Source organism: Pseudomonas sp. 14A (genome assembly GCF_018132745.1).
Taxonomy (GTDB): Bacteria; Pseudomonadota; Gammaproteobacteria; order Pseudomonadales; family Pseudomonadaceae; genus Aquipseudomonas; species Aquipseudomonas mercuritolerans.
In genome coordinates, this window is sequence record NZ_JAGRQJ010000003.1 from 473,728 (window position 1) to 499,913 (window position 26,186).

Consider the following 26,186-nt stretch of genomic DNA (forward strand, 5'->3'; position numbering starts at 1 on the left):
GGCTTTCCTTTTATAGGCTGGGAGCGTTTTGTGAATCAGGCCGAGACGCGCGGGATGGTGTCATCGCTGCGCAAGGTGAAGATCTCGTAACCGGTGTCGGTGACCAGCAGGGTGTGTTCCCACTGGGCCGAGAGCTTGCGGTCCTTGGTGATCGCGGTCCAGCCGTCGCCGAGAACCTTGGTGTCGGCCTTGCCCTGGTTGATCATCGGCTCGATGGTGAAGGTCATGCCAGCCTTCAGCTCCATGCCGGTACCAGCGCGACCGTAGTGCAGGATCTGCGGTTCTTCGTGGAAGACCTTGCCGATACCGTGGCCGCAGAACTCGCGTACCACCGAGAAACCGTTCTTTTCCGCGTGCTTCTGGATGACTTCGCCGATGTCGCCGAGGCGGCAGCCGGGTTTGACGATCTCGATCGCCTTGTACATGCATTCCTGGGTGACCTGCGACAGGCGTTCGGCCCAGACCGGTACCTCGCCGACGTGGAACATGCGGCTGGTATCGCCGTGGTAGCCGTCTTTGATCACCGTGACGTCGATGTTCAGTGTGTCGCCGTTTTTCAGCGGTTTGTCGTTCGGGATGCCGTGACAGACCACATGGTTGATCGAAGTGCAGATCGACTTCGGGTAGCCCTTGTAGTTGAGCGGGGCAGGGATGGCTTCCTGCACATTGACGATGTAGTCGTGGCAGATCTGGTTGAGCTGATCAGTGGTCACGCCCGGTTTGACATGTTCGGCAATCATTTCCAACACATCGGCGGCCAGTTTGCCGGCAACACGCATGCCAGCGATGTCCTCGGGGGTTTTGAGGTTGACGGTCATACAGGCTCTCTCTGCGCTCGGCGGCGCTTACGGATACGAATTGGGTGGCAAGCGTACATTTTGCGACCCTGAAAAACGCGATTCTACCAGACGGGAGGCGCAAATCCGCGCCTGCATGTCCAGCTTCTATCTATACAATGGTGCGCATCGAGCCGATTCCAAGGGGGCTGCGCCCATGTCACTGGTGCGAATACAGATTCCGGGTTCCGTTTCTGCGCACCCTGTGGTATAAAATGCGCCGCTTTCCGGGGATGCCCCGAAAAGCTTAAATCCACACACGTGTCGACACGATGACCTGGGTGCCTTGGGCTTTATGCCTCTGGTTGGTCATTGGGATACGTGGAGGCCAAACCCGACTTATCAAGGAACTATCATGTCCCAAGTCAACATGCGCGATATGCTGAAGGCCGGTGTGCACTTCGGTCACCAAACCCGTTACTGGAATCCGAAAATGGGTAAGTACATTTTCGGCGCGCGTAACAAGATTCACATCATCAACCTTGAAAAAACCCTGCCAATGTTCAACGAAGCTCTGACTTTCGTAGAGCGTCTGGCCCAGGGCAAAAACAAGATTCTGTTCGTCGGCACCAAGCGTTCCGCTGGCAAGATCGTTGCTGAAGAAGCAGCACGTTGCGGTTCGCCGTACGTCGATCACCGCTGGTTGGGCGGCATGCTGACCAACTTCAAGACCATTCGTGCTTCCATCAAGCGTCTGCGTGACCTTGAAGTTCAAGCCGAAGACGGTACTTTCGCCAAGCTGACCAAGAAAGAAGCGCTGATGCGCTCCCGTGATCTTGAGAAGCTGGATCGTTCGCTGGGCGGCATCAAGGACATGGGCGGTCTGCCAGACGCACTGTTCGTGATCGACGTTGACCACGAGCGCATCGCGATCACCGAAGCCAACAAGCTGGGCATCCCGGTCATCGGCGTTGTCGATACCAACAGCAGCCCGGAAGGCGTTGACTACATCATCCCAGGCAACGATGACGCCATCCGCGCTATCCAGCTGTACATGGGTTCGATGGCTGACGCAGTTATCCGTGGTCGCAACAATGTTGCTGGCGGTACTGTTGAATTCGCAGCTGAAGAAACTCAGGCTGCAGCTGAGTAATCGACGCCCCTGGCGTTGACTCAGTAAGCAAAAAGGGGGCTTGGCCCCCTTTTTGCCACCTCGAAAACCATTTGTCGGCGCCCACGTCTGTATTTGTCATGTGCGGCAGCCAACATGGGTGGTTCGGGAAGAATTGAACGCCCGTTCGATCGGGTGGAATGGTTGAAAACCTATCCAAGAGGAATTTGAAAATGGCAGCAATTACTGCAGCGTTGGTCAAAGAACTGCGCGAGCGTACCGGCGAAGGCATGATGGATTGCAAGAAAGCCCTGGAAAAGGCTGACGGCGACATCGAAAAAGCCATTGATGACATGCGTGCTTCGGGCGCCATCAAGGCTGCGAAAAAAGCTGGCAACGTTGCCGCTGAAGGCGCAATCGCCATCAAATCGAATGACAAGGCAGCCGTGCTGCTGGAAGTCAACTCGCAGACCGACTTCCTGGCCCTGCAAGACGACTTCAAGAACTTCGTTGCTGCCAGCGTAGAAAAAGCTTTCGACGAAAAACTGACCGACGCAGCTCCGCTGATCGCCGCTCAGGAATCGGCTCGTGAAGCGCTGGTTGCCAAAGTCGGCGAGAACGTCAACATCCGTCGTCTGGTACGCGTAGAAGGTGACGTTGTCGGCACTTACCTGCACGGTAACAAGATCGGTGTTGCTGTTGTCCTGAAAGGCGGTGATGTCGAGCTGGCCAAAGACATCGCTATGCACGTTGCTGCAAGCAACCCTGAGTTCCTGCTGCCTTCGCAAGTCTCCGACGAAGCGATCGAGCGTGAGAAAGCTGTGTTCCTGCAGCTGAACGAAGAAAAGATCAAAGGCAAGCCGGAAAACATTGTTGAGAACATGGTCAAGGGCCGTATCAGCAAGTTCCTGGCAGAAGCGAGCCTGGTCGAGCAGGCGTTCGTCAAGAACCCTGAAGTCAAGGTTGGCGAGCTGGCCAAGAAAGCCGGCGCTGAAATCGTTTCCTTCACTTACTTCAAAGTAGGCGAAGGCATCGAGAAGCCGGTCGACAACTTCGCTGAAGAAGTTGCTGCCCAGCTGGCTGCCGCCAAGCAATAAGACGGTTTTTCAACTGTCGCCCGAAAGAGGCTGCCCGCTCACGCGCGCAGCCTCTTTTCAGATGGGGTTACCAATTTTTTATTTGGTTTCCAACCGGAACTGACTTACAAAGCCATGTTCCGATGGCGCTGCAGCAGCGCCAAGCTAGAGTGAACGCCAGCTGTAAACAGCTCGCAAAGAATTTTAAATACGCCGCAGGAGAGATTCGCAATGGCTCAGCAGGGCAGTGGTTATCAGGCTCGCTATAAACGCATTCTACTCAAGCTTAGCGGCGAGGCCCTGATGGGCTCGGAAGAGTTCGGGATCGATCCTAAAGTATTGGATCGCATGGCGCTGGAAGTCGGCCAACTGGTCGGCATCGGCGTCCAGGTCGGTCTGGTGATCGGCGGTGGCAACCTGTTCCGTGGCGAAGCACTGAGCAAAGCCGGTATGGATCGGGTCACAGGCGACCACATGGGCATGCTGGCCACTGTGATGAACGCCTTGGCCATGCGCGATGCGCTGGAACGTGCCAATATCTCGGCCATCGTCATGTCGGCCATTTCCATGGTTGGTGTGACCGATCACTACGATCGCCGCAAAGCCATGCGCCACCTGAACTCCAAGGACGTCGTGATCTTCGCGGCCGGTACCGGCAATCCGTTCTTCACCACGGATTCGGCAGCCTGCCTGCGTGCAATCGAAATCGACGCCGACGTTGTGCTCAAGGCCACCAAGGTTGACGGCGTGTACACCGCAGACCCGTTCAAGGACCCGCATGCCGAGAAGTTCGATCATCTGACTTATGATGAAGTACTGGATCGCAAGCTGGGCGTAATGGATCTGACTGCTATCTGCCTGTGCCGCGATCACAAGATGCCGCTGCGCGTTTTCAACATGAACAAGCCCGGCGCCCTGCTGAACATTGTGCACGGCGGCGCTGAAGGGACTTTGATCGAGGAAGGCCAACAATGATCAACGAAATCAAGAAAGACGCCCAAGCGCGTATGCAGAAATCCCTGGACTCTCTGAACCACGCGTTCGGCCAGATTCGTACCGGCAAGGCTCACCCGAGCATCCTCGGCAGCGTCATGGTGCCTTATTACGGTACCGACACTCCGCTGAGCGGCGTTGCCAACGTCACCGTAAAGGACTCTCGCACCCTGCAGGTCGTGGCGTTCGAGCGCAACATGCTCGCGGCTGTCGACAAGGCAATCCAGAGCGCCGGTCTGAACCTCAATCCGACCAACCTCGGCGAGTTGCTGTTGATCCCGATGCCGGCCCTCACCGAGGAAACCCGCAAGGGCTTCACCAAGCAGGCCCGCAGCGCAGCTGAAGACGCGCGCGTTGCTGTGCGCAACATTCGTCGTGATGCCTTGGGTGAGCTGAAAAAACTGGTCAAGGACAAGGAGATCAGCGAAGACGAAGAGCGTCGCGCCATCGCTGATATCGACAAGCTGACCAAAGAATCCGAGGCCCAGATCACCAAGGCCACGGACGAGAAAGAAAAAGACCTGATGGCCGTATAAGGGTCGAGTTTTAAATGGACAAGACCAAGCAGACTGCGCCGTCCGCGGTGCCGCGCCATGTCGCGATCATCATGGATGGCAATAATCGCTGGGCGAAAAAACGCTTTATGCCGGGTGTCGCCGGGCATAAAGCGGGCGTGGATGCTGTGCGGGCGGTGATCGAGGTGTGCGCTGAGGCCAAGGTCGAAGTCCTGACCCTGTTCGCCTTCTCCAGTGAAAACTGGCAGCGCCCGGCCGATGAAGTCAGCGCCTTGATGGATCTGTTCTTCAAGGCGCTTCGTCGTGAGGCCAAGCGCCTCAACGACAATAACATCAGCCTGCGTATCATTGGTGATCGCTCGCGTTTCCACCCTGAGCTTCAGGCGGCGATGCGCGAGGCCGAGGCCATGACCGTCGGAGCCAACCGCTTTGTCCTGCAGATCGCCGCCAATTACGGTGGCCAGTGGGATATTGCCCAGGCCGCACAGCGCCTGGCGCGTGAAGTTCAGGCTGGGCATTTGCGCCCGGAGGACATCACCCCGGATTTGCTGCAGACCTGTCTGGCCACCGGCGATCTGCCGTTGCCCGACCTGTGCATCCGCACCGGTGGCGAACATCGCATCAGCAACTTCCTGCTATGGCAACTGGCCTACGCCGAGTTGTACTTCTCCGACCTGTTCTGGCCGGACTTCAAACACGACGCCATGCGCACCGCGCTGGCCGATTTCGCTTCGCGCCAGCGTCGCTTCGGTAAAACGAGCGAACAGGTCGAAGCTGGAGCCCGGGTTTAATGCTTAAACAACGAATAATCACTGCACTGATCCTGCTGCCGATTGCCTTGTGCGGGTTTTTCCTGCTCAAGGGTGCCGGCTTCGCGCTGTTCATCGGCCTGGTAGTCAGCCTCGGTGCCTGGGAATGGGCGCGTCTGGCCGGCTTCACCGCGCAATCGTTCCGCGTCGGCTTCGCCGCCGTGGTCGCCTTGATGCTGTTCGTCATGTATGTGTTGCCCGGGCTGGCGCCTTGGGTGCTCGGTGCATCGGTGATCTGGTGGGCGATTGCGACTTATCTGGTGCTGACGTATCCACGCTCCAGCGCGCATTGGTCCACCGCGGCGACCAAGCTGCTGATTGGTCTGCTGATCCTGCTGCCTGCATGGCAGGGGTTGGTGCAGATCAAGCAATATCCGCTGGGTAACTGGTTGATCATGGCGGTGATGGTGTTGGTCTGGGGGGCGGACATCGGTGCTTACTTTTCCGGACGCAAGTTCGGCAAGCGCAAACTTGCGCCGCAGGTCAGTCCGGGTAAAAGCTGGGAAGGCGTCTACGGTGGTCTGGCGCTGAGTCTGGTGATTACCGCAATTGTCGGGCTGGTGCGCGACTGGACCGTGGCCGAGCTGCTCAAAGGCCTGATCGGTGCTGCAGTGATCGTCTTCATTTCCGTGGTCGGTGACCTTACCGAAAGCATGTTCAAGCGCCAGTCCGGCATCAAGGACAGCAGTAATCTGCTGCCCGGGCATGGCGGCGTGCTGGATCGCATCGACAGCCTGACCGCGGCCATTCCGGTGTTCGCCGTATTGCTCTGGATGGCCGCACCGTGAGTCGTCCCCAGCAGATTACGGTGTTGGGTGCGACCGGTTCGATCGGTCTGAGCACCCTGGATGTGATTGCCCGTCATCCCGAGCGTTATCAGGTTTTCGCATTGAGTGGCTTCTCGCGTCTCAGCGAGCTGCTCGCGCTGTGCGTGCGTCATGTACCGCAATTTGCCGTGGTGCCTGAAGGTGCCGCAGCGCGCGGCTTGCAGGATGACTTGCGTGCAGCCGGTTTGCCGACTCGTGTGCTAGTAGGCGAGGAGGGCCTGTGTCAGGTTGCCTCCGCGCCTGAAGTCGATGCGGTCATGGCGGCCATTGTCGGTGCGGCGGGTTTGCGTCCGACACTGGCGGCGGTCGAGGCGGGCAAGAAGATTCTGCTCGCCAACAAGGAAGCGCTGGTGATGTCCGGCGCTCTGTTCATGCAGGCTGTGCGCAAAAGCGGCTCGGTGCTGCTGCCGATCGACAGTGAGCACAACGCGATTTTTCAGTGCATGCCCGCGGATTTCGCGCGCGGCTTGAGCTCGGTGGGGGTGCGGCGGATCTTGCTGACCGCCTCTGGCGGGCCTTTCCGGCAGACGCCGATGGCCGAGCTGGCGCATGTTTCGCCGGAGCAAGCGTGTGCGCATCCGAACTGGTCCATGGGGCGCAAGATCTCCGTGGATTCGGCAAGCATGATGAACAAGGGTCTGGAACTGATCGAAGCCTGCTGGTTGTTCGATGCCAAACCGTCTCAGATCGAAGTGGTAATTCATCCGCAAAGCGTGATCCACTCTCTGGTCGATTACGTCGATGGCTCGGTCCTGGCGCAGTTGGGTAATCCGGACATGCGCACACCGATCGCCAACGCCCTGGCCTGGCCGGAGCGTATCGATTCCGGCGTACCGCCACTGGATCTGTTCGCCATTGCGCGACTGGATTTTGAGGCGCCTGATGAAAGCCGTTTCCCCTGTCTGCGATTGGCCCGTCAGGCGGCCGAAGCTGGCGACAGCGCGCCGGCGATGCTTAACGCGGCCAATGAAGTGGCGGTTGCAGCGTTTCTCGACGGACGGGTTCGCTACCTGGAAATCGCGAGTATCATCGAGGAAGTCTTGAATCTGGAGCCGGTGGTGGCGCTGCACGACCTCGATGCCGTATTTACGGCGGACGCGAAAGCGCGATTGCTGGCCGAGCAATGGTTGAGTCGGCACGGCCGATAGTTTTTTGTAACGCAACGGCGACACGCGACACTGAACAGGATTGCGGAGAAAGTAGATGAGCGCGCTCTATATGATTGCCGGCACCCTGATCGCCTTGGGTGTGCTGGTCACCTTCCACGAATTCGGCCACTTCTGGGTCGCGCGTCGCTGTGGCGTCAAGGTTCTGCGTTTCTCCGTGGGCTTCGGCATGCCGTTGTTGCGCTGGCATGACAAGCAAGGCACTGAATTCGTGGTCGCCGCGATTCCCTTGGGCGGCTATGTCAAGATGCTCGACGAGCGCGAAGGCGAAGTGCCGGTCGATCAACTCGATCAGTCGTTCAATCGCAAATCGGTACGTCAGCGTATCGCCATTGTTGCCGCTGGCCCGATTGCTAACTTCCTGCTGGCGCTGGTGTTCTTCTGGGTGCTGGCGATGCTCGGCAGCGAGCAGGTGCGTCCGGTTATCGGCGCGGTCGAGTCTGGCAGCATTGCCGCCAAGGCAGGTCTGAACGCTGGCCAGGAGATTGTCTCGATCGATGGCGAGCCGACCTCGGGTTGGGCTGCGGTCAATCTGCAACTGGTGCGTCGTCTCGGTGAAAGCGGTGCCATTCAATTGCTGGTGCGCGAGCAGGGTTCGACCGCTGAGTCGCCGCGCACGCTGGCACTGGATAACTGGCTAAAAGGCGCCGACGAGCCGGATCCGATTCGCTCGCTGGGGATTCGTCCGTGGCGCCCGGCCCTGCCGCCGGTGCTTGCCGAGCTCGATCCGAAAGGCCCCGCGCAAGCGGCAGGCCTGAAAACCGGTGATCGTTTGCTGGCCCTTGATGGCAAGCCACTCGATGACTGGCAGCAGGTGGTCGATACCGTTCGTACGCGTCCTGATACCAAAATCATGCTGCGCATCGAGCGCGACAATGCTCAAATCGACGTCCCTGTGACCCTCGCAGCGCGCGGTGAAAGCAAAGCGCCGAGCGGTTATCTGGGCGCTGGCGTCAAAGCCATCGACTGGCCGCCGGAAATGGTCCGCGAGGTCAGTTATGGTCCGCTGGCCGCGATTGGCGAGGGCGCCCGTCGCACTTGGACCATGAGCATCCTGACGCTGGATTCACTGAAGAAAATGCTGTTCGGCGAGCTCTCGGTAAAAAACTTGAGTGGACCGATAACCATTGCTAAAGTGGCGGGCGCTTCTGCCCAGTCGGGCGTCGCTGATTTCCTGAATTTCCTTGCTTATCTGAGTATTAGCCTGGGGGTTCTGAATTTGCTGCCCATTCCTGTACTGGATGGGGGGCATTTGTTGTTTTATCTGATCGAGTGGGTGCGTGGTCGCCCCTTGTCGGATCGGGTGCAAGGTTGGGGGATACAGATCGGTATCAGTTTGGTGGTCGGGGTGATGTTGCTTGCTCTGGTCAACGATCTGGGTCGACTGTAACGCTTCGCTGAATTGCGAATCTGCCGCATTTTGCGGCAGTTTGTTTATTGCCAGTTGGAATAAGAAAGGACTTCATGAAACGTCTGCTGCTAACTGCGGTTCTCACCGTATTGATGATCGCCGAAGTTCACGCCGAGTCCTTCACTATCTCTGATATTCGCGTCAATGGCCTCCAGCGGGTCTCCGCGGGTAGCGTCTTTGGTGCCTTGCCGTTGAACGTCGGCGAGCAGGCGGATGATCGTCGCCTGGTGGAATCCACTCGTGCGTTGTTCAAAACCGGTTTCTTTCAAGATATCCAGCTGGGCCGCGAAGGCAACGTTCTGGTCATCACCGTGGTCGAGCGTCCATCGGTCGCCAGTATCGAAATCGAAGGCAACAAGGCGATTTCCACTGAAGACTTGATGAAAGGCCTCAAGCAATCCGGTCTGGCCGAAGGCGAAATCTTCCAGCGCGCTACCCTTGAGGGTGTGCGTAACGAACTGCAGCGTCAGTACGTGGCCCAGGGTCGTTACTCCGCTACCGTCGATACCGAAGTGGTTTCGCAGCCGCGTAACCGCGTGGGTCTGAAGGTGAAGATCAACGAAGGTACCGTTGCCGCCATCCAGCACATCAACGTGGTGGGCAACACGGTTTTCCCTGAGGAAGACCTGACCGACCTGTTCGAACTGAAAACCACCAACTGGCTGTCGTTCTTCAAGAACGATGACAAATATGCCCGCGAAAAACTCTCCGGTGACCTGGAGCGTCTGCGTTCCTACTATCTGGATCGCGGCTATATCAACATGGACATCGCTTCGACCCAGGTATCGATTACCCCGGACAAGAAGCACGTCTACATCACCGTCAACGTCACCGAAGGCGAGAAGTACACCGTCCGTGACGTCAAGCTCAGCGGTGACCTGAAAGTCCCTGAAGACCAGGTCAAGTCGCTGTTGCTGGTGCAGAAAGGCCAGGTGTTCTCGCGCAAGCTGATGACCACCACCTCCGAACTGATCACCCGCCGCCTGGGTAACGAGGGCTATACCTTCGCCAACGTCAACGGCGTGCCTCAGCCGCATGACGACGACCACACTGTGGACATCCTGTTCGCTGTCGATCCAGGCAAGCGTGCCTACGTCAACCGCATCAACTTCCGTGGCAACACCAAGTCCGAGGACGAAGTGCTGCGTCGTGAAATGCGTCAGATGGAAGGCGGCTGGGCTTCGACCTACCTGATCGACCAGTCCAAGACCCGTCTGGAGCGTCTGGGCTTCTTCAAGGAAGTCAACGTTGAGACTCCGGCTGTGCCGGGTGTCGACGACCAGGTTGATGTGAACTATGCGGTTGAAGAGCAGGCTTCCGGTTCGATCACTGCCAGCGTTGGTTTCGCTCAGAGTGCCGGCCTGATCCTCGGTGGCTCGATCACCCAGAACAACTTCCTCGGTACCGGTAACCGCGTCAGCATCGGTCTGACCCGCAGCGAATACCAGAGCCGCTACAACTTCGGCTACGTGGACCCCTACTGGACGGCCGATGGCGTGAGCCTGGGTTACAACGCGTTCTATCGCACCACCGACTACGATGAGCTCGATGCCGATATCTCGAGCTACGCCGTCGACAGCCTGGGCGCTGGCGTCAACGTTGGCTACCCGATCAGTGAGACTTCGCGTCTGACCTTCGGTCTGTCTGCCCAGCAGGACAAGATCAACACCGGTCGCTATACCGTTGACGAGATTTTCGATTTCGTCGACAAGGAAGGCGACAACTACCTGAACTTCAAGGCCTCGGCCGGTTGGTCCGAGTCGACGTTGAACAAAGGCGTGTTGCCGACCCGTGGTCGTTCCCAGAGTCTGACCCTGGAAACCACCATTCCTGGCAGCGACCTGTCGTTCTTCAAGCTCGACTACCGTGGTCAGCTGTTTCAGCCAATCACTGAAAACTACACCCTGCGCCTGCACTCCGAACTCGGTTATGGCGATGGTTACGGTTCGACCGATGGTTTGCCGTTCTATGAAAACTACTATGCCGGTGGTTTCAACTCGGTTCGTGGCTTCAAGGACAGCACCCTCGGCCCGCGCAGTACGCCGAGCCGTGGCACCAACCCGGGCACGTCGCTTGATCCGGACCAGGATCCACTGCCGTTCGGTGGTAACGTCCTGATCCAGGGCGGTGTGGAAGTTCTGTTCCCGCTGCCATTCGTCAAGGATCAGCGTTCCCTGCGGACTTCGGTTTTCTGGGATGTCGGTAACGTGTTTGACTCGCAGTGCAAGGACACTACGAACGCCAATGGCTCGTCGTCCAACACCAAGTGCAACGACATCAGCCTGAGCAACATGGCCAGTTCCGTCGGTGTCGGCGTGACCTGGGTCACCGCACTGGGGCCGTTGAGCTTCGCGCTGGCGATGCCGATCAAGAAACCGGATGACGCTGAAACTCAAGTGTTCCAATTCTCCCTCGGCCAGACGTTCTAAGCGTCTGACCCAAGATAACGACAATGGATTTTGTAGGAGTGCATCGTGCGTAAGTTGACTCAATTGGTTCTCCTGGCCTCCGTACTGGTGGCAGGCCCGGCGTTCGCCGACATGAAAATTGCCGTGCTGAACTATCAGATGGCACTGCTGGAATCCGACGCGGCGAAGAAGTACGCCGTGGATGCCGAGAAGAAGTTCGGTCCGCAACTGACCAAGCTGAAAACCCTGGAAAGCAGCGCCAAAGGCATTCAGGACCGTCTGATGGCCGGTGGCGACAAAATGCAGCAGGGCGAGCGTGAGCGTCTGGAGCTGGAATTCAAGCAAAAGGCCCGCGACTTCCAGTTCCAGTCCAAGGAGCTGAACGAAGCCAAAGCCGTAGCTGACCGCGAAATGCTCAAGCAGCTGAAGCCGAAACTGGACAGCGCTGTGGAAGAAGTCATCAAGAAAGGTGGTTTTGACCTGGTGTTCGAGCGTGGCGCAGTCATCGATGTCAAACCTCAGTACGACATCACGCGCCAGGTTATCGAGCGCATGAATCAGCTGAAGTAACCCATGACCGTGACTATCAGGCTCGGCCAGTTGGCCGAGCACCTCGGCGCCACTCTGCGTGGCGACCCCGAGACGCAAATTACTGGGCTAGCCACTTTGCAAGAGGCTGGCCCAGCTCAGTTGAGCTTTCTGGCAAATCCCCAATACCGTAAATACCTGGCCGGTTCCCAGGCAGCTGCACTGCTGCTCAAGGAAGCCGATGCCGAGGGTTTTGCCGGTAACGCCCTGGTGGTGCCGGATCCTTACCTGGCCTACGCGCGCATCTCGCACCTGTTCGATCCAAAACCAAAAGCTGCTGCGGGGATTCATCCGACAGCGGTGATTGCGGCGGATGCAGTGGTTGATCCAAGCGCCAGCATCGGCCCGTTCGTGGTGATCGAAGCCGGTGCGCGTATCGCTGCGCAGGTGACGCTGGGCGCGCACTGCGTGGTCGGAGCTCGCAGCGAAATCGGTGAAGGCGGCTGGCTGGCTCCGCGCGTCACGCTGTATCACGACGTGCGCATCGGCAAACGTGTGGTGATCCAGTCCGGCGCGGTGATCGGCGGCGAGGGCTTCGGCTTCGCCAACGAAAAGGGCGTCTGGCAGAAAATCGCCCAGATCGGTGGCGTGACCATCGGCGACGATGTCGAGATCGGCGTGAACACCGCCATCGACCGCGGCGCTCTGGCCGATACCGTGATCGGCAACGGCGTGAAGCTCGACAACCAGATCCAGATCGCACACAACGTCCAGGTCGGTGATCACACCGCCATGGCCGCGTGCGTCGGCATTTCCGGCAGCACCAAAATCGGCAAGCACTGCATGCTCGCCGGCGGTGTCGGTCTGGTCGGCCACATTGATATTTGCGACAACGTTTTCCTGACCGGGATGACCATGGTGACCCACTCGATTACCGAGCCGGGTGCCTATTCTTCCGGCACAGCCATGCAACCGGCGGCCGAATGGCGCAAAAGCGCGGCCCGCATCCGTCAGCTCGATGACATCGCGCGACGGTTGAAACAGCTGGAAAAGCGCGTAGGGGAAGTGACCCCTGACGGCAATGCTTCATCTGATGGCTGATACCATTTCCATATCAAGTGTGCACAGCCTCTAGACTGCCTCCTTGATTTGCTAGAGGAGTGCGCGTCAGTCGCGCTCCCAATCTTTACATAGGCTTTCCCCTGAAATGATGGACATCAACGAGATTCGCGAATACCTGCCTCACCGTTACCCGTTCCTGCTGGTGGACCGGGTGGTGGAACTGGACACTGAAGGCAAGCGAATTCGCGCCTACAAGAATGTCAGCATCAATGAACCGTTCTTCAATGGTCACTTTCCCGCGCATCCAATCATGCCGGGCGTGCTGATCATCGAAGCGATGGCTCAGGCTGCCGGGATCCTCGGTTTCAAGATGCTCGACGTCAAACCGGCCGACGGCACCCTGTATTACTTCGTCGGCTCCGACAAGCTGCGCTTCCGCCAGCCAGTCAAGCCGGGCGATCAGTTGATCCTTGAAGCGACCTTCATCAGTTGCAAGCGCAAGATCTGGAAGTTCGAATGCCAGGCTTCGGTGGATGGCAAGCCGGTCTGCTCGGCAGAAATCATCTGCGCGGAACAGAAAGTATGAGTTTGATTGACCCTCGCGCAATCATCGATCCGTCCGCCGTACTGGCTGACGGCGTCGAGGTCGGCCCGTGGTCGATCATCGGCGCAGGTGTGGAAATCGGCGAGGGTACCGTGATCGGGCCGCATGTGATCCTCAAGGGGCCGACCCGCATTGGTAAACACAATCGCATCTACCAGTTTTCCTCGGTAGGCGAAGACACCCCGGATCTGAAGTACAAAGGCGAGGAAACCCGCCTGGTGATCGGCGACCACAACGTCATCCGCGAAGGCGTGACCATTCACCGTGGCACCGTGCAGGATCGTTCGGAAACCACGCTGGGTGATCACAACCTGATCATGGCCTATGCCCACATCGGCCATGACAGCGTCATCGGCAACCACTGCATTCTGGTCAACAACACAGCGTTGGCCGGGCATGTACACGTTGACGACTGGGCGATCCTCTCCGGTTTCACCCTGGTGCATCAGTACTGCCATATCGGCGCCCACAGCTTTTCCGGCATGGGCACGGCGATCGGCAAGGACGTTCCGGCGTTCGTCACCGTTTTCGGCAACCCGGCCGAAGCGCGCAGCATGAACTTCGAAGGCATGCGCCGTCGCGGTTTCAGCGAAGACGCGATCCACGCCTTGCGTCGTGCCTACAAGACTGTCTACCGCCAGGGCCTGACGGTCGAACAGGCGCTGGCCGAGCTGGCGGAACCGTCTGCGCAGTTCCCTGAAGTCGCCGTGTTCCGCGATTCGATCCAGGCATCGACTCGCGGCATCACCCGCTGATCATGGCCAGTCTGCGTATTGCGCTGGTGGCGGGAGAGGCTTCCGGTGACATTCTCGGCGCCGGCCTCATGCGCGCCCTCAAGGCTCAGCACCCGGCAGTGGAATTCATCGGTGTCGGTGGTCCGCTGATGCAGGCCGAAGGCCTGACCTCGTACTTCCCCATGGAGCGCTTGTCGGTCATGGGGCTGGTGGAAGTCCTCGGCCGGCTGCGTGAGTTGCTCAAGCGCCGCAAAGAGCTGATTGCCACACTGATTGCCGCAAAGCCAGACGTGTTCATCGGCATCGATGCGCCGGATTTCAACCTCAATATCGAACTCAAGCTGCGTCAGGCCGGGATCAAGACCGTGCATTACGTCAGCCCGTCGGTGTGGGCATGGCGGCAGAAACGGGTGCTGAAGATCCGCGAAGGCTGCGATCTGATGCTCACCCTGTTGCCGTTCGAAGCGAAATTCTACGAAGAGAAAGGCGTGCCGGTGCGTTTCGTCGGTCACACCTTGGCCGATACCATTCCGCTGCAAGCCGATCGCGGCGCTGCGCGCGCCGAGCTGGGTTTGCCCGACGGTCCGCTGGTGGCGTTGATGCCGGGAAGCCGTGGCGGTGAAGTCAGTCGCCTCGGCGCGCTGTTCCTCGACACTGCCGAACGTCTGCGCGCCATGCGTCCGGGCGTGCGCTTTGTCATTCCTTGTGCAAGCCCGGAACGTCGGGTGCAACTTGAGGCCTTGCTCGCTGGCCGAGATTTGCCGGTGGCATTGCTCGACGGTAAATCCCATCTGGCCCTGGCCGCGTGCAACGCGGTGTTGATCGCCTCTGGCACTGCTACCCTTGAAGCGCTGCTGTACAAGCGGCCGATGGTGGTGGCGTATCGGTTGGCGCCGCTGACGTTCTGGATTCTCAAACGCATGGTCAAGAGCCCGTTCGTGTCGCTGCCCAACTTGCTCGCTCAGCGCTTGCTGGTGCCGGAGTTGTTGCAGGATGATGCGACTGTCGAGGCGTTGGCGCAGACGCTGTCGCCATTGATCGATGGTGGCGAGGAACAGACCCGCGGCTTCGACGAGATCCACCGCACGCTGCGGCGCGATGCTTCCAATCAGGCGGCGCAAGCCGTCCTTGACCTGATCGGCAAACCACAATGAGCAAGACAAGCATGCAAATGGGCCTGGATTTCACTCTGGTCGCCGAAGTCGAAGAACTGGTCGCCGGTGTTGATGAAGTCGGTCGTGGTCCGTTGTGCGGTGCGGTGGTGACGGCGGCAGTGATTCTCGATCCGAACCGGCCGATCCTCGGCCTCGACGATTCGAAGAAACTTACTGAAGCCAAGCGCGAAAAGCTCTACGACGAGATCTGCGAAAAGGCCCTGAGCTGGTGCATCGCCCGCGCCGAAGTCGAAGAAATCGACGATCTGAATATCCTCCACGCGACCATGCTGGCCATGCAGCGCGCGGTTGCCGGTCTGCACATTCAGCCGAAACTGGCGATGATCGACGGTAACCGCTGCCCGCATCTGCCGATGCGTTCCGAGGCGGTGATTCAGGGCGACGGCAAGGTGCCGGCGATAGCGGCGGCGTCGATTCTGGCCAAGGTCAGTCGTGATCGCGAAATGGCGGCGTTCGAATTGATCTACCCTGGCTACGGCATTGGCGGCCATAAAGGCTATCCGACGCCCGTTCATCTGGAAGCACTGGCGCGGCTCGGCCCGACGCCGATTCACCGCCGCTCGTTCGCCCCGGTGCGCCTGGCTTACGAGGCGCGGGAAAGCCTGACGCAGGTTTAGGCGCAAGGCTGATGTTTTATTCGAGGCCCGGTACAATCCGGGCCTCGTTGTCTCTATGTAACTGGACAGGATCACTATGCCGGCTTCATTCGTTCATCTACGCCTGCACACTGAATACTCCCTGGTCGACGGGCTGGTGCGGATCAAGCCGCTGGTCAAGGCGCTGACCGCCATGAACATGCCGGCAGTCGCGGTCACTGACCAGAACAACATGTGTTCCCTGGTCAAGTTCTATAAAAACGCCATGGGCGCCGGCATCAAGCCGATCTGCGGCGCCGACCTGTGGCTGGCGAACAAGGACCCGGATGCACCGCTGAGCCGCCTCAGCCTGCTGGTGATGAACGCTCAGGGTTATCGCAATCTCACCGAACTGATCTCGCGCGGCTTCATCGAAGGCCAGCGCAACGGCATGGTCATCGTCGAGCGCGAGTGGGTGGCTGAGGCCAGCGAAGGCCTGATCATGCTGTCCGCCGCCAAAGAAGGCGAGATCGGCATGGCCATGATCGGCGGCAACCCGGCGGAAGCAGAAGCGCTGGCACGCGAGTGGATGGCGGTGTTCCCGGATCGTTTCTATCTGGAAATCCAGCGCACCAACCGTCCCAACGACGAAGAACAACTGCATGGCGCCGTGGCGCTGGCCGACAAGCTCGGTGCGCCGCTGGTGGCGACCAATGACGTGCGCTTCATCAAGCAGGAAGACTTCGCCGCCCACGAAACCCGTGTGTGCATCGGTGAAGGCCGCGCCCTCGATGACCCGCGCCGTTCGAAGAATTACAGCGATCAGCAATACCTGAAAAGCGCCGAGGAAATGCTCGAGCTGTTCAGCGATATTCCCGACGCGATCGAAAACACCGTCGAGATCGCCAAGCGCTGCAACATCGAAGTGAAGCTGGGCACGCACTTTCTGCCCAACTTCCCGATTCCCGATGGCATGACCATTGACGAATATTTCCGCAAGGTCTCCTTCGAAGGGCTCGAAGAGCGCCTGGCGGTGCTGCTGCCCAAGGACACCACCGAAGACTACGAAGCCAAGCGCCAGGTCTACGTCGACCGCTTGAATTTTGAGCTGGATATCATCATCCAGATGGGCTTCCCCGGTTACTTCCTGATCGTGATGGACTTCATCCAGTGGGCCAAGAACAACGGTGTACCGGTAGGTCCGGGCCGTGGGTCGGGCGCCGGTTCGCTGGTGGCGTATGTCCAGAAGATCACCGACCTCGACCCGCTGGAATATGACCTGCTGTTCGAACGTTTCCTCAACCCGGAACGGGTCTCCATGCCCGACTTCGACGTCGACTTCTGCATGGACGGTCGCGACCGCGTGATCGACTACGTGGCCGAGAAATACGGCCGCAACGCGGTAAGCCAGATCATCACCTTCGGTTCCATGGCCGCCAAGGCTGTGGTCCGTGACGTGGCGCGGGTGCAGGGCAAATCCTACGGCCTGGCGGATCGCCTGTCGAAGATGATTCCGTTCGAAGTCGGCATGACCCTGGAAAAAGCCTACGAGCAGGAAGAGATCCTGCGCGACTTCATCAAGGTCGATGAAGAAGCGGCGGAAATCTGGGAGATGGCGCGCAAGCTCGAAGGTGTGGTGCGCAACGTCGGTAAGCACGCCGGTGGTGTGGTGATCGCGCCGACCAAACTCACCGACTTCTCGCCGATCTATTGCGACGAGGCCGGCGACGGTCTGGTGACCCAGTTCGACAAGGATGACGTGGAGGCTGCCGGTCTGGTGAAGTTCGACTTCCTCGGCCTGCGTACCCTGACGATCATCGACTGGGCGCTGAAAACCATCAACCGCGACCGCGCCAAGGTCAACGAGCCGCCGCTGGATATCGCCTTTATCCCGCTGGACGACAAACCGACCTACCAGTTGCTGCAGAAAGCCGAAACCACGGCGGTGTTCCAGCTTGAATCGCGCGGCATGAAAGAGCTGATAAAAAAGCTCAAGCCCGACTGCCTGGAAGACCTGATCGCACTGGTAGCACTGTTCCGCCCGGGCCCGCTGCAATCGGGCATGGTGGACGACTTCATCAACCGTAAGCACGGTCGCGCCGAACTGGCGTATCCGCACTCGGACTACCAGTACGACGGCCTCAAGCCGGTATTGGCGCCAACCTACGGCATCATCCTGTATCAGGAACAGGTGATGCAGATTGCTCAGGTCATGGCCGGTTACACCCTCGGTGGTGCGGACATGCTGCGTCGGGCGATGGGTAAGAAAAAGCCCGAAGAAATGGCCAAGCAGCGCGGCGGTTTCATCGAGGGTTGCGCGACCAACGGCATCGACGCGGATCTTGCCGGTAACATTTTCGACCTGGTGGAAAAATTCGCCGGTTACGGCTTCAACAAATCCCACTCCGCCGCCTACGGCCTGGTGTCGTACCAGACTGCCTGGCTGAAAGCCCATTACCCGGCGCCGTTCATGGCCGCGGTACTCTCGGCGGATATGCACAACACCGACAAGGTCGTGACCTTGATCGAAGAAGTGCGGACGATGAAGCTGCGCCTCGACGCGCCTGACGTGAACACTTCGGAGTTCAAGTTCACGGTGAACGACGATGGCCGCATCGTTTACGGCCTCGGCGCGATCAAGGGCGTCGGTGAAGGTCCGGTGGAAGCGATCACCGAGGCGCGACAGGCCGGTCCGTTCAAGGATCTGTTCGATTTCTGCGCGCGGGTCGACCTCAAGCGCATCAACAAGCGCACCCTCGACGGTCTGATCCGCAGCGGTGCGCTGGATCGTCTCGGCCCGTATTTCCACGACGAACAGAAAGCCTATCAAGCCAATATCGACCGCAACCGTGCGGTGCTGCTGGCGGCGATGGAAGAAGCGATCAAGGCTGCCGAGCAGACTGCGCGGACTCACGACTCTGGCCACGCCGACCTGTTCGGCGGCTTGTTCGTCGAAGAGGATGCCGATGTTTATGCGTCCCATCGCAAGGCCAAGGAGCTGACCCTCAAGGAACGCCTCAAGGGTGAGAAAGATACTTTGGGCCTGTACCTGACCGGTCACCCGATCGACGAATACGAAGGCGAGATCCGCCGTTTCGCCCGTCAGCGCATCATCGACCTGAAACCGGCACGTGACACGCAAACCGTAGCGGGGATGATCATTGCCCTGCGGGTGATGAAGAACAAGAAGGGCGACAAGATGGGCTTCATCACCCTTGATGACCGCTCCGGGCGGATCGAGGCGTCGCTGTTTGCCGATGCGTTCCATTCGGCGCAATCACTGTTGCAGACCGACGCGATGGTGGTGGTCGAGGGCGAGGTCAGCAACGACGACTTCTCCGGTGGCCTGCGCCTGCGGGTCAAGCGGGTGATGAGCATGGAGGATGCGCGTACCAATCTGGCCGAAAGCCTGCGCCTGAAGCTGCACACCCAGGATCTGAAAGGCGATCAGCTACGCTGGTTGGGCGAGCTGCTCAAGCGTCATCGCGGCGCGTGCCCGATCACCATGGAGTACACCAGTCCGGATGCGAAGACCTTGCTGCAGTTCGGCGAGACCTGGCGGATCGACCCGGCGGATGCCTTGATTCAAGCCCTGCGTGACCAGTTCGGGCGAGACAACGTCTTCCTCCAATACCGTTGACCGGCAAGTGCCACCATTGCGCTTGCCCGCAACCTGAATTTTTAATCTCGACCTCAGCGCGCCTCTCCCTTAAGGTAGGGCGCGAATAGACAACCGGCCGGCCCAAGCTCACTTGGGACACGACCCAAGACGGACGCCTATGAACCCGAATTTTCTAGATTTCGAACAGCCGATCGCCGACCTGCAAGCCAAGATCGAAGAGTTGCGCTTGGTCGGTAATGACAATTCGCTGAATATCGGCGATGAGATCTCCCGCCTGCAGGACAAGAGCAGGACGCTGACCGAAGACATCTTCGGCAAGCTGACCAGCTGGCAGATCGCACGTCTGGCGCGTCACCCGAAACGCCCTTACACCCTCGATTACATCGAGCACATCTTCACTGAGTTCGACGAACTGCACGGCGACCGTCACTTCTCCGACGACGCTGCCATTGTTGGCGGTATCGCCCGTCTGGAAGACCAGCCGGTGATGATCATCGGTCACCAGAAAGGCCGTGAAGTGCGCGAGAAAGTCCGTCGCAACTTCGGCATGCCGCGTCCTGAAGGCTACCGCAAGGCCTGCCGTCTGATGGAGATGGCCGAGCGCTTCAAGATGCCGATCCTGACCTTCATCGATACCCCGGGCGCCTACCCTGGCATCGACGCCGAAGAGCGCAACCAGAGCGAAGCGATTGCCTGGAACCTGCGTGTGATGGCGCGGTTGAAGACCCCGATCATTGCCACCGTAATTGGTGAGGGTGGTTCCGGCGGCGCACTGGCCATCGGCGTCTGCGACCAACTGAACATGCTGCAGTATTCGACCTACGCGGTGATCTCGCCGGAAGGTTGCGCATCGATCCTGTGGAAAACCGCCGAGAAAGCACCGGATGCCGCTGAGGCGATGGGCATCACCGCTGAGCGTCTGAAAGGCCTGGGCATTGTTGACAAAGTGATCGGCGAGCCACTGGGCGGCGCCCACCGTGACCCGGCTGCTGCCGCTGCGTCGATCCGCGCCGAGCTGAGCTCGCAACTGGCGATGCTCAAGCAGCTCGATAACGAAGCGCTGCTCAAGCGCCGTTACGATCGCCTGATGAGCTACGGTCTCTAAGTCGAGCGCTATCCCCTGTAGGAGCTGCCGAAGGCTGCGATCTTTTGATCTTGCTTGTCAGAATCAAAAGATCGCAGCCTTCGGCAGCTCCTACAGGGATTTCTGAGAAGCGACCCTCTCTATGAATTCCTCTAAGAGTGATTTGCCGTCGCGGCTTCTGCTGAACCTTGAGCCCTGGCGCCACGCCGCTCATTGGCGCATCGCCTTCTCCGGTGGCCTCGACTCCACCGTCCTCCTGCATCTGCTCGCCACTCTGGCGAACGCCGAATCCCTCCCTGCGCTAAGCGCCATCCACATCCACCACGGCCTTCAGGCTACGGCCGATGCGTGGCCGCAACATTGCCAGTCCGTTTGCGATGCGCTGGGCGTGCCGTTGCAAGTGAAGCGGGTGACCGTAAAGGGCGGGGCGAGCCTGGAGCGGGCGGCGCGGGACGCGCGTTATGCTGCGTTCAGTTCGCTGACACAGACCAATGACGTGCTGATGACTGGCCAGCACCGCGACGATCAAGCCGAAACGCTGCTGTTTCGGCTGTTGCGCGGAGCTGGAGTGCGTGGGCTTGGCGGGATGCCGCAGCAGCGTCCAGTGGGGCAGGGCGCTCTGGTTCGACCGTTGCTCGACGTCAGTCGCGCCGAACTGGAAAGTTATGCACAGGCACATCAGTTGCACTGGATCGAAGACCCGTCCAATCAGGATCGGCAGTTTTCCCGTAACTACCTGCGCCATCAAGTCATGCCGGTGCTGACCGAGCGCTGGCCGCAAGCGCAGGCCAGCATGGCACGCACGGCTGTGCATCTGCGTGAAGCCCAGGGCTTGCTCGATGAGCTGGCGCAGATCGATCTCGCACAAGCCCAAACGGTCCATGAATTCGCTTGGCTGGGTGTTCCATCACTTGAGCTGGCGCCGTTGGCTGCATTGTCTGACGCACGCCAGCGAAACGCCCTCGGTCACTGGCTTGAGGCACTGACTCGCCTGCCAGATGCTGACCGTTGGTCGGGTTGGATCGACCTGCGCGATGCCAGCTCCGACGCTTCACCGATCTGGCGTCTCGCCGACGGAGAGCTGCACCGCAGCGCCGGTCGCGTCTGGTGGCTCAGCGGCCATTGGCTGCGCACGCCGGTGATCGGCGCCGACTGGCAGACCCCGGCTGCAACGCTACGCTTGGCCGATAACGGGCGCGTCATGTTTCACGGCCAAACTCCATCCACGCCTTTGCGCATTGCCTATCGGCAGGGCGGTGAAGTCATGCAACTGGCCGAGCGCGGCAGCCGTGATCTCAAGCGCCTGCTCAATGAGCGCGCAGTACCAGGCTTCGTGCGTGGCAGATTGCCGCTGCTGTTTCGCGGTGAAGAATTACTCGCGGTGGCGAACCTGCCGGGTCTTGATGGTCAGATGGACGAAGGCTGGACGTTGCATTGGCAGCCAACAGACGAAGATCAAGGTTTGAGCTGAAAGGAGCATTCCGGTAGACTACGCTCCCTTCTTGATACAACTTCTGTGGATTCGCCTGAATTGCAGGAGTTGCCGATTACCAAGCAGTCTTTGCTGGGCGATTCCAAAAAATGTGTAGCGAGCAACGTACCGGTGTTTCATCTGCCGGTCTGTCACAACGCGGCGGTTTTTTCGAAAGGTGCACTGTGATTAATGCAGGTGATCGGGGGCTTCGGCCTTCCTTCGCTTTCCCCGGCGGCTCGTTCCGCTTTAACGCAGACTTCTAGGGTTTTTCATGACGCGCTACATATTCGTCACGGGCGGTGTTGTTTCTTCATTGGGGAAAGGCATTGCCTCGGCTTCATTGGCGGCTATCCTGGAGGCGCGGGGGCTTAAGGTCACCATGCTGAAGCTGGATCCGTACATCAACGTCGATCCGGGCACCATGAGTCCGTTCCAGCACGGTGAAGTGTTCGTCACCCACGACGGCGCCGAGACCGACCTGGACCTGGGGCACTACGAGCGGTTCATCCGCACGACCATGACCCAGAACAACAACTTCACCACCGGCCGTGTCTACGAGCACGTGCTGCGCAAGGAGCGCCGTGGTGACTACCTGGGTGCGACCATCCAGGTCATCCCGCACATCACCGATGAAATCAAGCACCGCATCATCAAGGGTGCCGGTGACGCTGACGTGGCGATGGTCGAAATCGGTGGCACCGTCGGTGACATCGAGTCGCAACCGTTCCTCGAAGCTGTCCGCCAGCTGCGTTTCGAAGTCGGCGCCAAGCGCGCGATGCTGATGCACCTGACCCTGGTGCCTTACATCGCCACCGCCGGCGAAACCAAGACCAAGCCGACCCAGCACTCCGTCAAGGATCTGCGCTCGATCGGTCTGCAGCCAGACGTGCTGGTGTGCCGCTCCGACCACCCGATCGATATTTCCTCGCGCCGCAAGATCGCTCAGTTCACCAACGTTGAAGAGCGTGCGGTGATTGCGCTGGAAGATGCCGACACCATCTACAGAATCCCGGGCATCCTGCACTCGCAGGGCCTGGACGATTTCGTCGTCGAGCGTTTCGGTCTGCAATGCGACAGCGCCGATCTGTCCGAGTGGGAAGCAGTGGTCGATGCCAAGCTGAACCCGGAACACGAAGTGACCATCGCCATGGTCGGCAAGTACATGGAACTGCTCGACGCCTACAAGTCGCTGATCGAAGCGATGAGCCACGCTGGCATCAGCAACCGCACCAAGGTCAACCTGCGCTACATCGATTCCGAAGACATCGAGAACCAGGGCACTGCGCTGCTCGAAGGTGTCGACGCGATTCTGGTACCCGGCGGCTTCGGTCTGCGTGGCGTGGAAGGCAAGATCACTGCTGTTCAGTACGCTCGTGAAAACAAGGTCCCTTACCTGGGTATCTGCCTGGGCATGCAAGTGGCGGTCATCGAGTTCGCGCGTAACGTGCTGGGCTGGAAAGACGCCAACTCCACCGAGTTCGATCGTGCCAGCGGCCATCCGGTTGTCGGTCTGATCACCGAGTGGGAAGACGCCACCGGCGCTGTTGAAGTGCGTACCGAAGCGTCCGATCTGGGCGGCACCATGCGCCTTGGCGCACAGGAATGCCTGCTTGAGCCGGGCTCGAAAGTGCACGACTGCTACGGCAAAGACGTGATCGTCGAACGTCACCGTCACCGTTACGAAGTGAACAACAACCTGCTGCCGAAGATCATGAATGCGGGCCTGAAGATCTCTGGGCGTTCAGGCGACGGCGCATTGGTTGAAGTGGTCGAGGCACCGGATCATCCATGGTTCGTGGCTTGCCAGTTCCATCCTGAGTTCACCTCGACACCACGCGACGGTCATCCGCTGTTCAGCGGTTTCGTCAAGGCAGCACTGACGCAACACCAGAAGAAGGCGTAACCCGATGGCACAGAAGATCATCCGCGTCGGCGACATCGAGATTGCCAACGACAAACCCATGGTGCTGTTCGGTGGCATGAACGTGCTGGAAAGCCGTGACATGGCCATGCAGGTTTGCGAAGAATACGTGAAGGTCACCGAAAAACTCGGTATCCCTTACGTGTTCAAGGCCAGCTTCGACAAGGCCAACCGGTCTTCTGTGACGTCGTATCGCGGTCCTGGCCTGGAAGAGGGCATGCGCATCTTCCAGGACATCAAGCAGGCCTTCGGCGTGCCGATCATCACCGACGTCCACGAGCCGGATCAGGCCGCGGTGGTCGCTGAGGTCTGCGACATCATCCAGCTGCCGGCCTTCCTGTCGCGTCAGACCGATCTGGTCGTCGCGATGGCCAAGACCAATGCCGTGATCAACATCAAGAAAGCCCAGTTCCTCGCACCTCAGGAAATGAAACACATCCTGAACAAGTGCGTTGAAGCCGGGAACGATCAGTTGATCCTCTGCGAGCGCGGTTCGAGCTTCGGCTACAACAACCTCGTGGTCGACATGCTCGGCTTCGGCATCATGAAGCAGTTCGAATACCCGGTGTTCTTCGACGTGACCCACTCGCTGCAAATGCCCGGCGGTCGTTCCGACTCGGCCGGCGGTCGCCGCGCGCAGGTCACCGATCTGGCCAAGGCCGGCATGAGCCAGTCGCTGGCGGGTCTGTTCCTCGAAGCGCATCCGGATCCGGACAACGCCAAATGCGACGGCCCTTGCGCCTTGCGTCTGGACAAACTGGAGCCATTCCTGGCCCAGCTCAAGGCTCTGGACGAACTGGTGAAGAGTTTTCCGACGGTAGAAACCGCGTAACGCTCGATTCTCCGGTAAAGTACCGCACGATTTGTCGCTCATGCCCTCGGGCGTGAGCGTTGTCGTCTGCAAGTCTGCCCGCTGTACTTCGCTTGCCGACGATAAAGATTTCCTCTAGCTGCGTCGTTTTCGTCAACTTTGGAGTGTTTACAACAATGGCAAAAATCGTCGACATCAAAGGTCGTGAAGTTCTCGACTCCCGTGGCAATCCCACCGTGGAAGCGGACGTGCTTCTCGACAACGGCATCATCGGCAGCGCCTGCGCGCCGTCCGGTGCATCCACTGGCTCGCGTGAAGCGCTCGAGCTGCGTGATGGCGACAAGAGCCGTTACCTGGGCAAGGGCGTGCTCAAGGCGGTAGCCAACATCAACGGTCCGATCCGCGATCTGCTGCTGGGCACCGACCCAAGCGACCAGAAAGCCCTCGACCACGCGATGATCAAGCTCGACGGTACCGAAAACAAGGCAACCCTGGGCGCCAACGCCATCCTCGCCGTGTCCCTGGCTGCGGCCAAGGCGGCTGCGCAGGATCAGGACCTGCCGCTGTACGCACACATCGCCAACCTCAACGGCACCCCGGGTGTGTACTCGATGCCGGTACCGATGATGAACATCATCAACGGTGGCGAGCACGCCGATAACAACGTCGACATCCAGGAATTCATGGTGCAGCCAGTTGGCGCCAAGTCTTTCTCGGAAGGTCTGCGCATGGGTACAGAGATTTTCCATCACTTGAAAGCCGTGCTGAAGGCCCGTGGCCTGAGCACCGCCGTTGGCGACGAAGGCGGTTTCGCACCGAACCTGGCGTCCAACGAAGACGCTTTGAAAGTGATCTCCGAAGCCGTGGCCAACGCCGGTTACACACTGGGCACCGACGTGACCCTGGCGCTGGACTGCGCTGCAAGCGAGTTCTACGAAGACGGCAAGTACAACCTGTCCGGCGAAGGCCAGGTGTTCACTGCTGAAGGTTTCGCCGACTACCTCAAAGGTCTGACCGAGCGTTACCCGATCATCTCCATCGAAGACGGTCTGGACGAGTCCGACTGGGCTGGCTGGAAAATCCTCACCGACAAGATCGGCGAGAAAACCCAACTGGTGGGCGACGACCTGTTCGTGACCAACACCAAGATCCTGAAAGAAGGCATCGACAAAAAGATCGCCAACTCGATCCTGATCAAGTTCAACCAGATCGGCACCCTGACCGAAACCCTGGAAGCCATCCAGATGGCCAAGGCTGCCGGTTACACCGCAGTGATCTCGCACCGTTCCGGCGAAACCGAAGATTCGACAATTGCCGACCTGGCTGTGGGCACCTCGGCTGGCCAGATCAAGACCGGTTCGCTGTGCCGTTCCGACCGCGTTTCCAAGTACAACCAACTGCTGCGTATCGAAGAGCAGTTGAACGGCAAGGCCAAGTACAACGGCCGTGCCGAGTTCCGCGGTTAAGCGCAACCTGATCAAAGGACACCGGATTGTGTCGGAAA

22 protein-coding genes are annotated in these 26,186 nt (G+C 59.3%); 21 read left to right on the forward strand and 1 reads right to left on the reverse strand.

Annotated features, from left to right (window positions below; translation table 11 throughout):
* Positions 1 to 35: 35 nt before the first annotated feature.
* Positions 36 to 818, reverse strand: a complete 783-nt coding sequence (gene map / locus PS14A_RS04730; protein ID WP_042606978.1) for a type I methionyl aminopeptidase — start codon at positions 816 to 818, stop codon at positions 36 to 38.
* A 373-nt stretch (positions 819 to 1,191) separates the two neighbouring features.
* Here map and rpsB point away from each other — a divergent pair, with 373 nt between their 5' ends.
* The 21 genes from rpsB to eno all read left to right on the forward strand — a co-directional run bounded on the left by rpsB (position 1,192) and on the right by eno (position 26,148).
* Complete coding sequence (rpsB, locus tag PS14A_RS04735; protein ID WP_003222119.1) at positions 1,192 to 1,929, forward strand: 30S ribosomal protein S2; 738 nt, start codon at positions 1,192 to 1,194, stop codon at positions 1,927 to 1,929.
* Positions 1,930 to 2,120: 191 nt separating this feature from the next.
* The gene (gene tsf, locus PS14A_RS04740) at positions 2,121 to 2,984 is read left to right on the forward strand and encodes a translation elongation factor Ts (RefSeq protein WP_016771476.1); all 864 of its coding nucleotides are present in this window, start codon (positions 2,121 to 2,123) and stop codon (positions 2,982 to 2,984) included.
* A gap of 210 nt (positions 2,985 to 3,194) precedes the next feature.
* On the forward strand, positions 3,195 to 3,938 hold the full coding sequence (gene pyrH, locus PS14A_RS04745; protein ID WP_003222124.1) for a UMP kinase: 744 nt from the start codon (positions 3,195 to 3,197) through the stop codon (positions 3,936 to 3,938).
* Positions 3,935 to 4,492 carry a ribosome recycling factor gene (gene frr / locus PS14A_RS04750; protein WP_122603284.1) on the forward strand — a complete coding sequence of 186 codons (558 nt, stop codon included), beginning with the start codon at positions 3,935 to 3,937 and terminating at the stop codon, positions 4,490 to 4,492. Before pyrH ends, frr begins: the two co-directional genes overlap by 4 nt.
* A 14-nt stretch (positions 4,493 to 4,506) precedes the next feature.
* The gene (gene uppS / locus PS14A_RS04755) at positions 4,507 to 5,262 is read left to right on the forward strand and encodes a polyprenyl diphosphate synthase (protein ID WP_016771475.1); all 756 of its coding nucleotides are present in this window, start codon (positions 4,507 to 4,509) and stop codon (positions 5,260 to 5,262) included.
* Positions 5,262 to 6,068, forward strand: a complete 807-nt coding sequence (locus PS14A_RS04760; protein WP_016771474.1) for a phosphatidate cytidylyltransferase — start codon at positions 5,262 to 5,264, stop codon at positions 6,066 to 6,068. Before uppS ends, PS14A_RS04760 begins: the two co-directional genes overlap by 1 nt.
* Positions 6,065 to 7,255, forward strand: coding sequence for a 1-deoxy-D-xylulose-5-phosphate reductoisomerase (ispC, locus tag PS14A_RS04765; RefSeq protein WP_212615422.1), 1,191 nt, complete (start codon positions 6,065 to 6,067; stop codon positions 7,253 to 7,255). Before PS14A_RS04760 ends, ispC begins: the two co-directional genes overlap by 4 nt.
* Before the next feature lie 55 nt (positions 7,256 to 7,310).
* On the forward strand, positions 7,311 to 8,663 hold the full coding sequence (rseP, locus tag PS14A_RS04770; protein WP_212615423.1) for a sigma E protease regulator RseP: 1,353 nt from the start codon (positions 7,311 to 7,313) through the stop codon (positions 8,661 to 8,663).
* 74 nt (positions 8,664 to 8,737) lie between these two features.
* On the forward strand, positions 8,738 to 11,113 hold the full coding sequence (bamA, locus tag PS14A_RS04775) for an outer membrane protein assembly factor BamA (protein WP_130912756.1): 2,376 nt from the start codon (positions 8,738 to 8,740) through the stop codon (positions 11,111 to 11,113).
* Positions 11,114 to 11,158: 45 nt separating this feature from the next.
* The gene (locus PS14A_RS04780; protein WP_003222140.1) at positions 11,159 to 11,662 is read left to right on the forward strand and encodes an OmpH family outer membrane protein; all 504 of its coding nucleotides are present in this window, start codon (positions 11,159 to 11,161) and stop codon (positions 11,660 to 11,662) included.
* A 3-nt stretch (positions 11,663 to 11,665) separates the two neighbouring features.
* Positions 11,666 to 12,721, forward strand: a complete 1,056-nt coding sequence (gene lpxD / locus PS14A_RS04785; RefSeq protein ID WP_130912755.1) for a UDP-3-O-(3-hydroxymyristoyl)glucosamine N-acyltransferase — start codon at positions 11,666 to 11,668, stop codon at positions 12,719 to 12,721.
* 106 nt (positions 12,722 to 12,827) lie between these two features.
* On the forward strand, positions 12,828 to 13,268 hold the full coding sequence (fabZ, locus tag PS14A_RS04790) for a 3-hydroxyacyl-ACP dehydratase FabZ (RefSeq protein ID WP_016771469.1): 441 nt from the start codon (positions 12,828 to 12,830) through the stop codon (positions 13,266 to 13,268).
* Positions 13,265 to 14,041, forward strand: coding sequence for an acyl-ACP--UDP-N-acetylglucosamine O-acyltransferase (lpxA, locus tag PS14A_RS04795; protein WP_016771468.1), 777 nt, complete (start codon positions 13,265 to 13,267; stop codon positions 14,039 to 14,041). Before fabZ ends, lpxA begins: the two co-directional genes overlap by 4 nt.
* Entirely contained in the window at positions 14,041 to 15,174 is a 1,134-nt protein-coding gene (gene lpxB / locus PS14A_RS04800) for a lipid-A-disaccharide synthase (RefSeq protein WP_212615628.1), read from the forward strand. The genes lpxA and lpxB overlap by 1 nt, the downstream gene beginning before the upstream one ends.
* 11 nt (positions 15,175 to 15,185) lie before the next feature.
* On the forward strand, positions 15,186 to 15,812 hold the full coding sequence (rnhB, locus tag PS14A_RS04805; RefSeq protein WP_130912760.1) for a ribonuclease HII: 627 nt from the start codon (positions 15,186 to 15,188) through the stop codon (positions 15,810 to 15,812).
* 76 nt (positions 15,813 to 15,888) lie between these two features.
* Positions 15,889 to 19,410, forward strand: a complete 3,522-nt coding sequence (gene dnaE, locus PS14A_RS04810) for a DNA polymerase III subunit alpha (RefSeq protein WP_212615424.1) — start codon at positions 15,889 to 15,891, stop codon at positions 19,408 to 19,410.
* Between the two features lie 139 nt (positions 19,411 to 19,549).
* Positions 19,550 to 20,497 (forward strand): acetyl-CoA carboxylase carboxyltransferase subunit alpha, encoded by a 948-nt coding sequence (locus PS14A_RS04815; RefSeq protein WP_212615425.1) that lies wholly within the window; start codon positions 19,550 to 19,552, stop codon positions 20,495 to 20,497.
* A gap of 121 nt (positions 20,498 to 20,618) precedes the next feature.
* The gene (gene tilS, locus PS14A_RS04820) at positions 20,619 to 21,947 is read left to right on the forward strand and encodes a tRNA lysidine(34) synthetase TilS (protein WP_212615426.1); all 1,329 of its coding nucleotides are present in this window, start codon (positions 20,619 to 20,621) and stop codon (positions 21,945 to 21,947) included.
* 274 nt (positions 21,948 to 22,221) lie between these two features.
* Positions 22,222 to 23,853, forward strand: a complete 1,632-nt coding sequence (locus PS14A_RS04825; protein WP_137215275.1) for a CTP synthase — start codon at positions 22,222 to 22,224, stop codon at positions 23,851 to 23,853.
* Positions 23,854 to 23,857: 4 nt separating this feature from the next.
* Complete coding sequence (kdsA, locus tag PS14A_RS04830; RefSeq protein WP_007954807.1) at positions 23,858 to 24,703, forward strand: 3-deoxy-8-phosphooctulonate synthase; 846 nt, start codon at positions 23,858 to 23,860, stop codon at positions 24,701 to 24,703.
* Positions 24,704 to 24,858: 155 nt separating this feature from the next.
* Positions 24,859 to 26,148, forward strand: a complete 1,290-nt coding sequence (gene eno / locus PS14A_RS04835; RefSeq protein ID WP_137215276.1) for a phosphopyruvate hydratase — start codon at positions 24,859 to 24,861, stop codon at positions 26,146 to 26,148.
* Positions 26,149 to 26,186 lie beyond the last annotated feature (38 nt).

What these genes read in the sequence shown, in the direction of transcription:
- map (WP_042606978.1), bottom strand. Translation starts at nt 818, where the DNA reads ATGACCGTCAACCTCAAAACCCCCGAGGACATCGCTGGCATGCGTGTT.
- rpsB (WP_003222119.1), top strand. Translation starts at nt 1,192, where the DNA reads ATGTCCCAAGTCAACATGCGCGATATGCTGAAGGCCGGTGTGCACTTC.
- tsf (WP_016771476.1), top strand. Translation starts at nt 2,121, where the DNA reads ATGGCAGCAATTACTGCAGCGTTGGTCAAAGAACTGCGCGAGCGTACC.
- pyrH (WP_003222124.1), top strand. Translation starts at nt 3,195, where the DNA reads ATGGCTCAGCAGGGCAGTGGTTATCAGGCTCGCTATAAACGCATTCTA.
- frr (WP_122603284.1), top strand. Translation starts at nt 3,935, where the DNA reads ATGATCAACGAAATCAAGAAAGACGCCCAAGCGCGTATGCAGAAATCC.
- uppS (WP_016771475.1), top strand. Translation starts at nt 4,507, where the DNA reads ATGGACAAGACCAAGCAGACTGCGCCGTCCGCGGTGCCGCGCCATGTC.
- PS14A_RS04760 (WP_016771474.1), top strand. Translation starts at nt 5,262, where the DNA reads ATGCTTAAACAACGAATAATCACTGCACTGATCCTGCTGCCGATTGCC.
- rseP (WP_212615423.1), top strand. Translation starts at nt 7,311, where the DNA reads ATGAGCGCGCTCTATATGATTGCCGGCACCCTGATCGCCTTGGGTGTG.
- bamA (WP_130912756.1), top strand. Translation starts at nt 8,738, where the DNA reads ATGAAACGTCTGCTGCTAACTGCGGTTCTCACCGTATTGATGATCGCC.
- lpxD (WP_130912755.1), top strand. Translation starts at nt 11,666, where the DNA reads ATGACCGTGACTATCAGGCTCGGCCAGTTGGCCGAGCACCTCGGCGCC.
- fabZ (WP_016771469.1), top strand. Translation starts at nt 12,828, where the DNA reads ATGATGGACATCAACGAGATTCGCGAATACCTGCCTCACCGTTACCCG.
- lpxA (WP_016771468.1), top strand. Translation starts at nt 13,265, where the DNA reads ATGAGTTTGATTGACCCTCGCGCAATCATCGATCCGTCCGCCGTACTG.
- rnhB (WP_130912760.1), top strand. Translation starts at nt 15,186, where the DNA reads ATGCAAATGGGCCTGGATTTCACTCTGGTCGCCGAAGTCGAAGAACTG.
- dnaE (WP_212615424.1), top strand. Translation starts at nt 15,889, where the DNA reads ATGCCGGCTTCATTCGTTCATCTACGCCTGCACACTGAATACTCCCTG.
- PS14A_RS04815 (WP_212615425.1), top strand. Translation starts at nt 19,550, where the DNA reads ATGAACCCGAATTTTCTAGATTTCGAACAGCCGATCGCCGACCTGCAA.
- tilS (WP_212615426.1), top strand. Translation starts at nt 20,619, where the DNA reads ATGAATTCCTCTAAGAGTGATTTGCCGTCGCGGCTTCTGCTGAACCTT.
- PS14A_RS04825 (WP_137215275.1), top strand. Translation starts at nt 22,222, where the DNA reads ATGACGCGCTACATATTCGTCACGGGCGGTGTTGTTTCTTCATTGGGG.
- kdsA (WP_007954807.1), top strand. Translation starts at nt 23,858, where the DNA reads ATGGCACAGAAGATCATCCGCGTCGGCGACATCGAGATTGCCAACGAC.
- eno (WP_137215276.1), top strand. Translation starts at nt 24,859, where the DNA reads ATGGCAAAAATCGTCGACATCAAAGGTCGTGAAGTTCTCGACTCCCGT.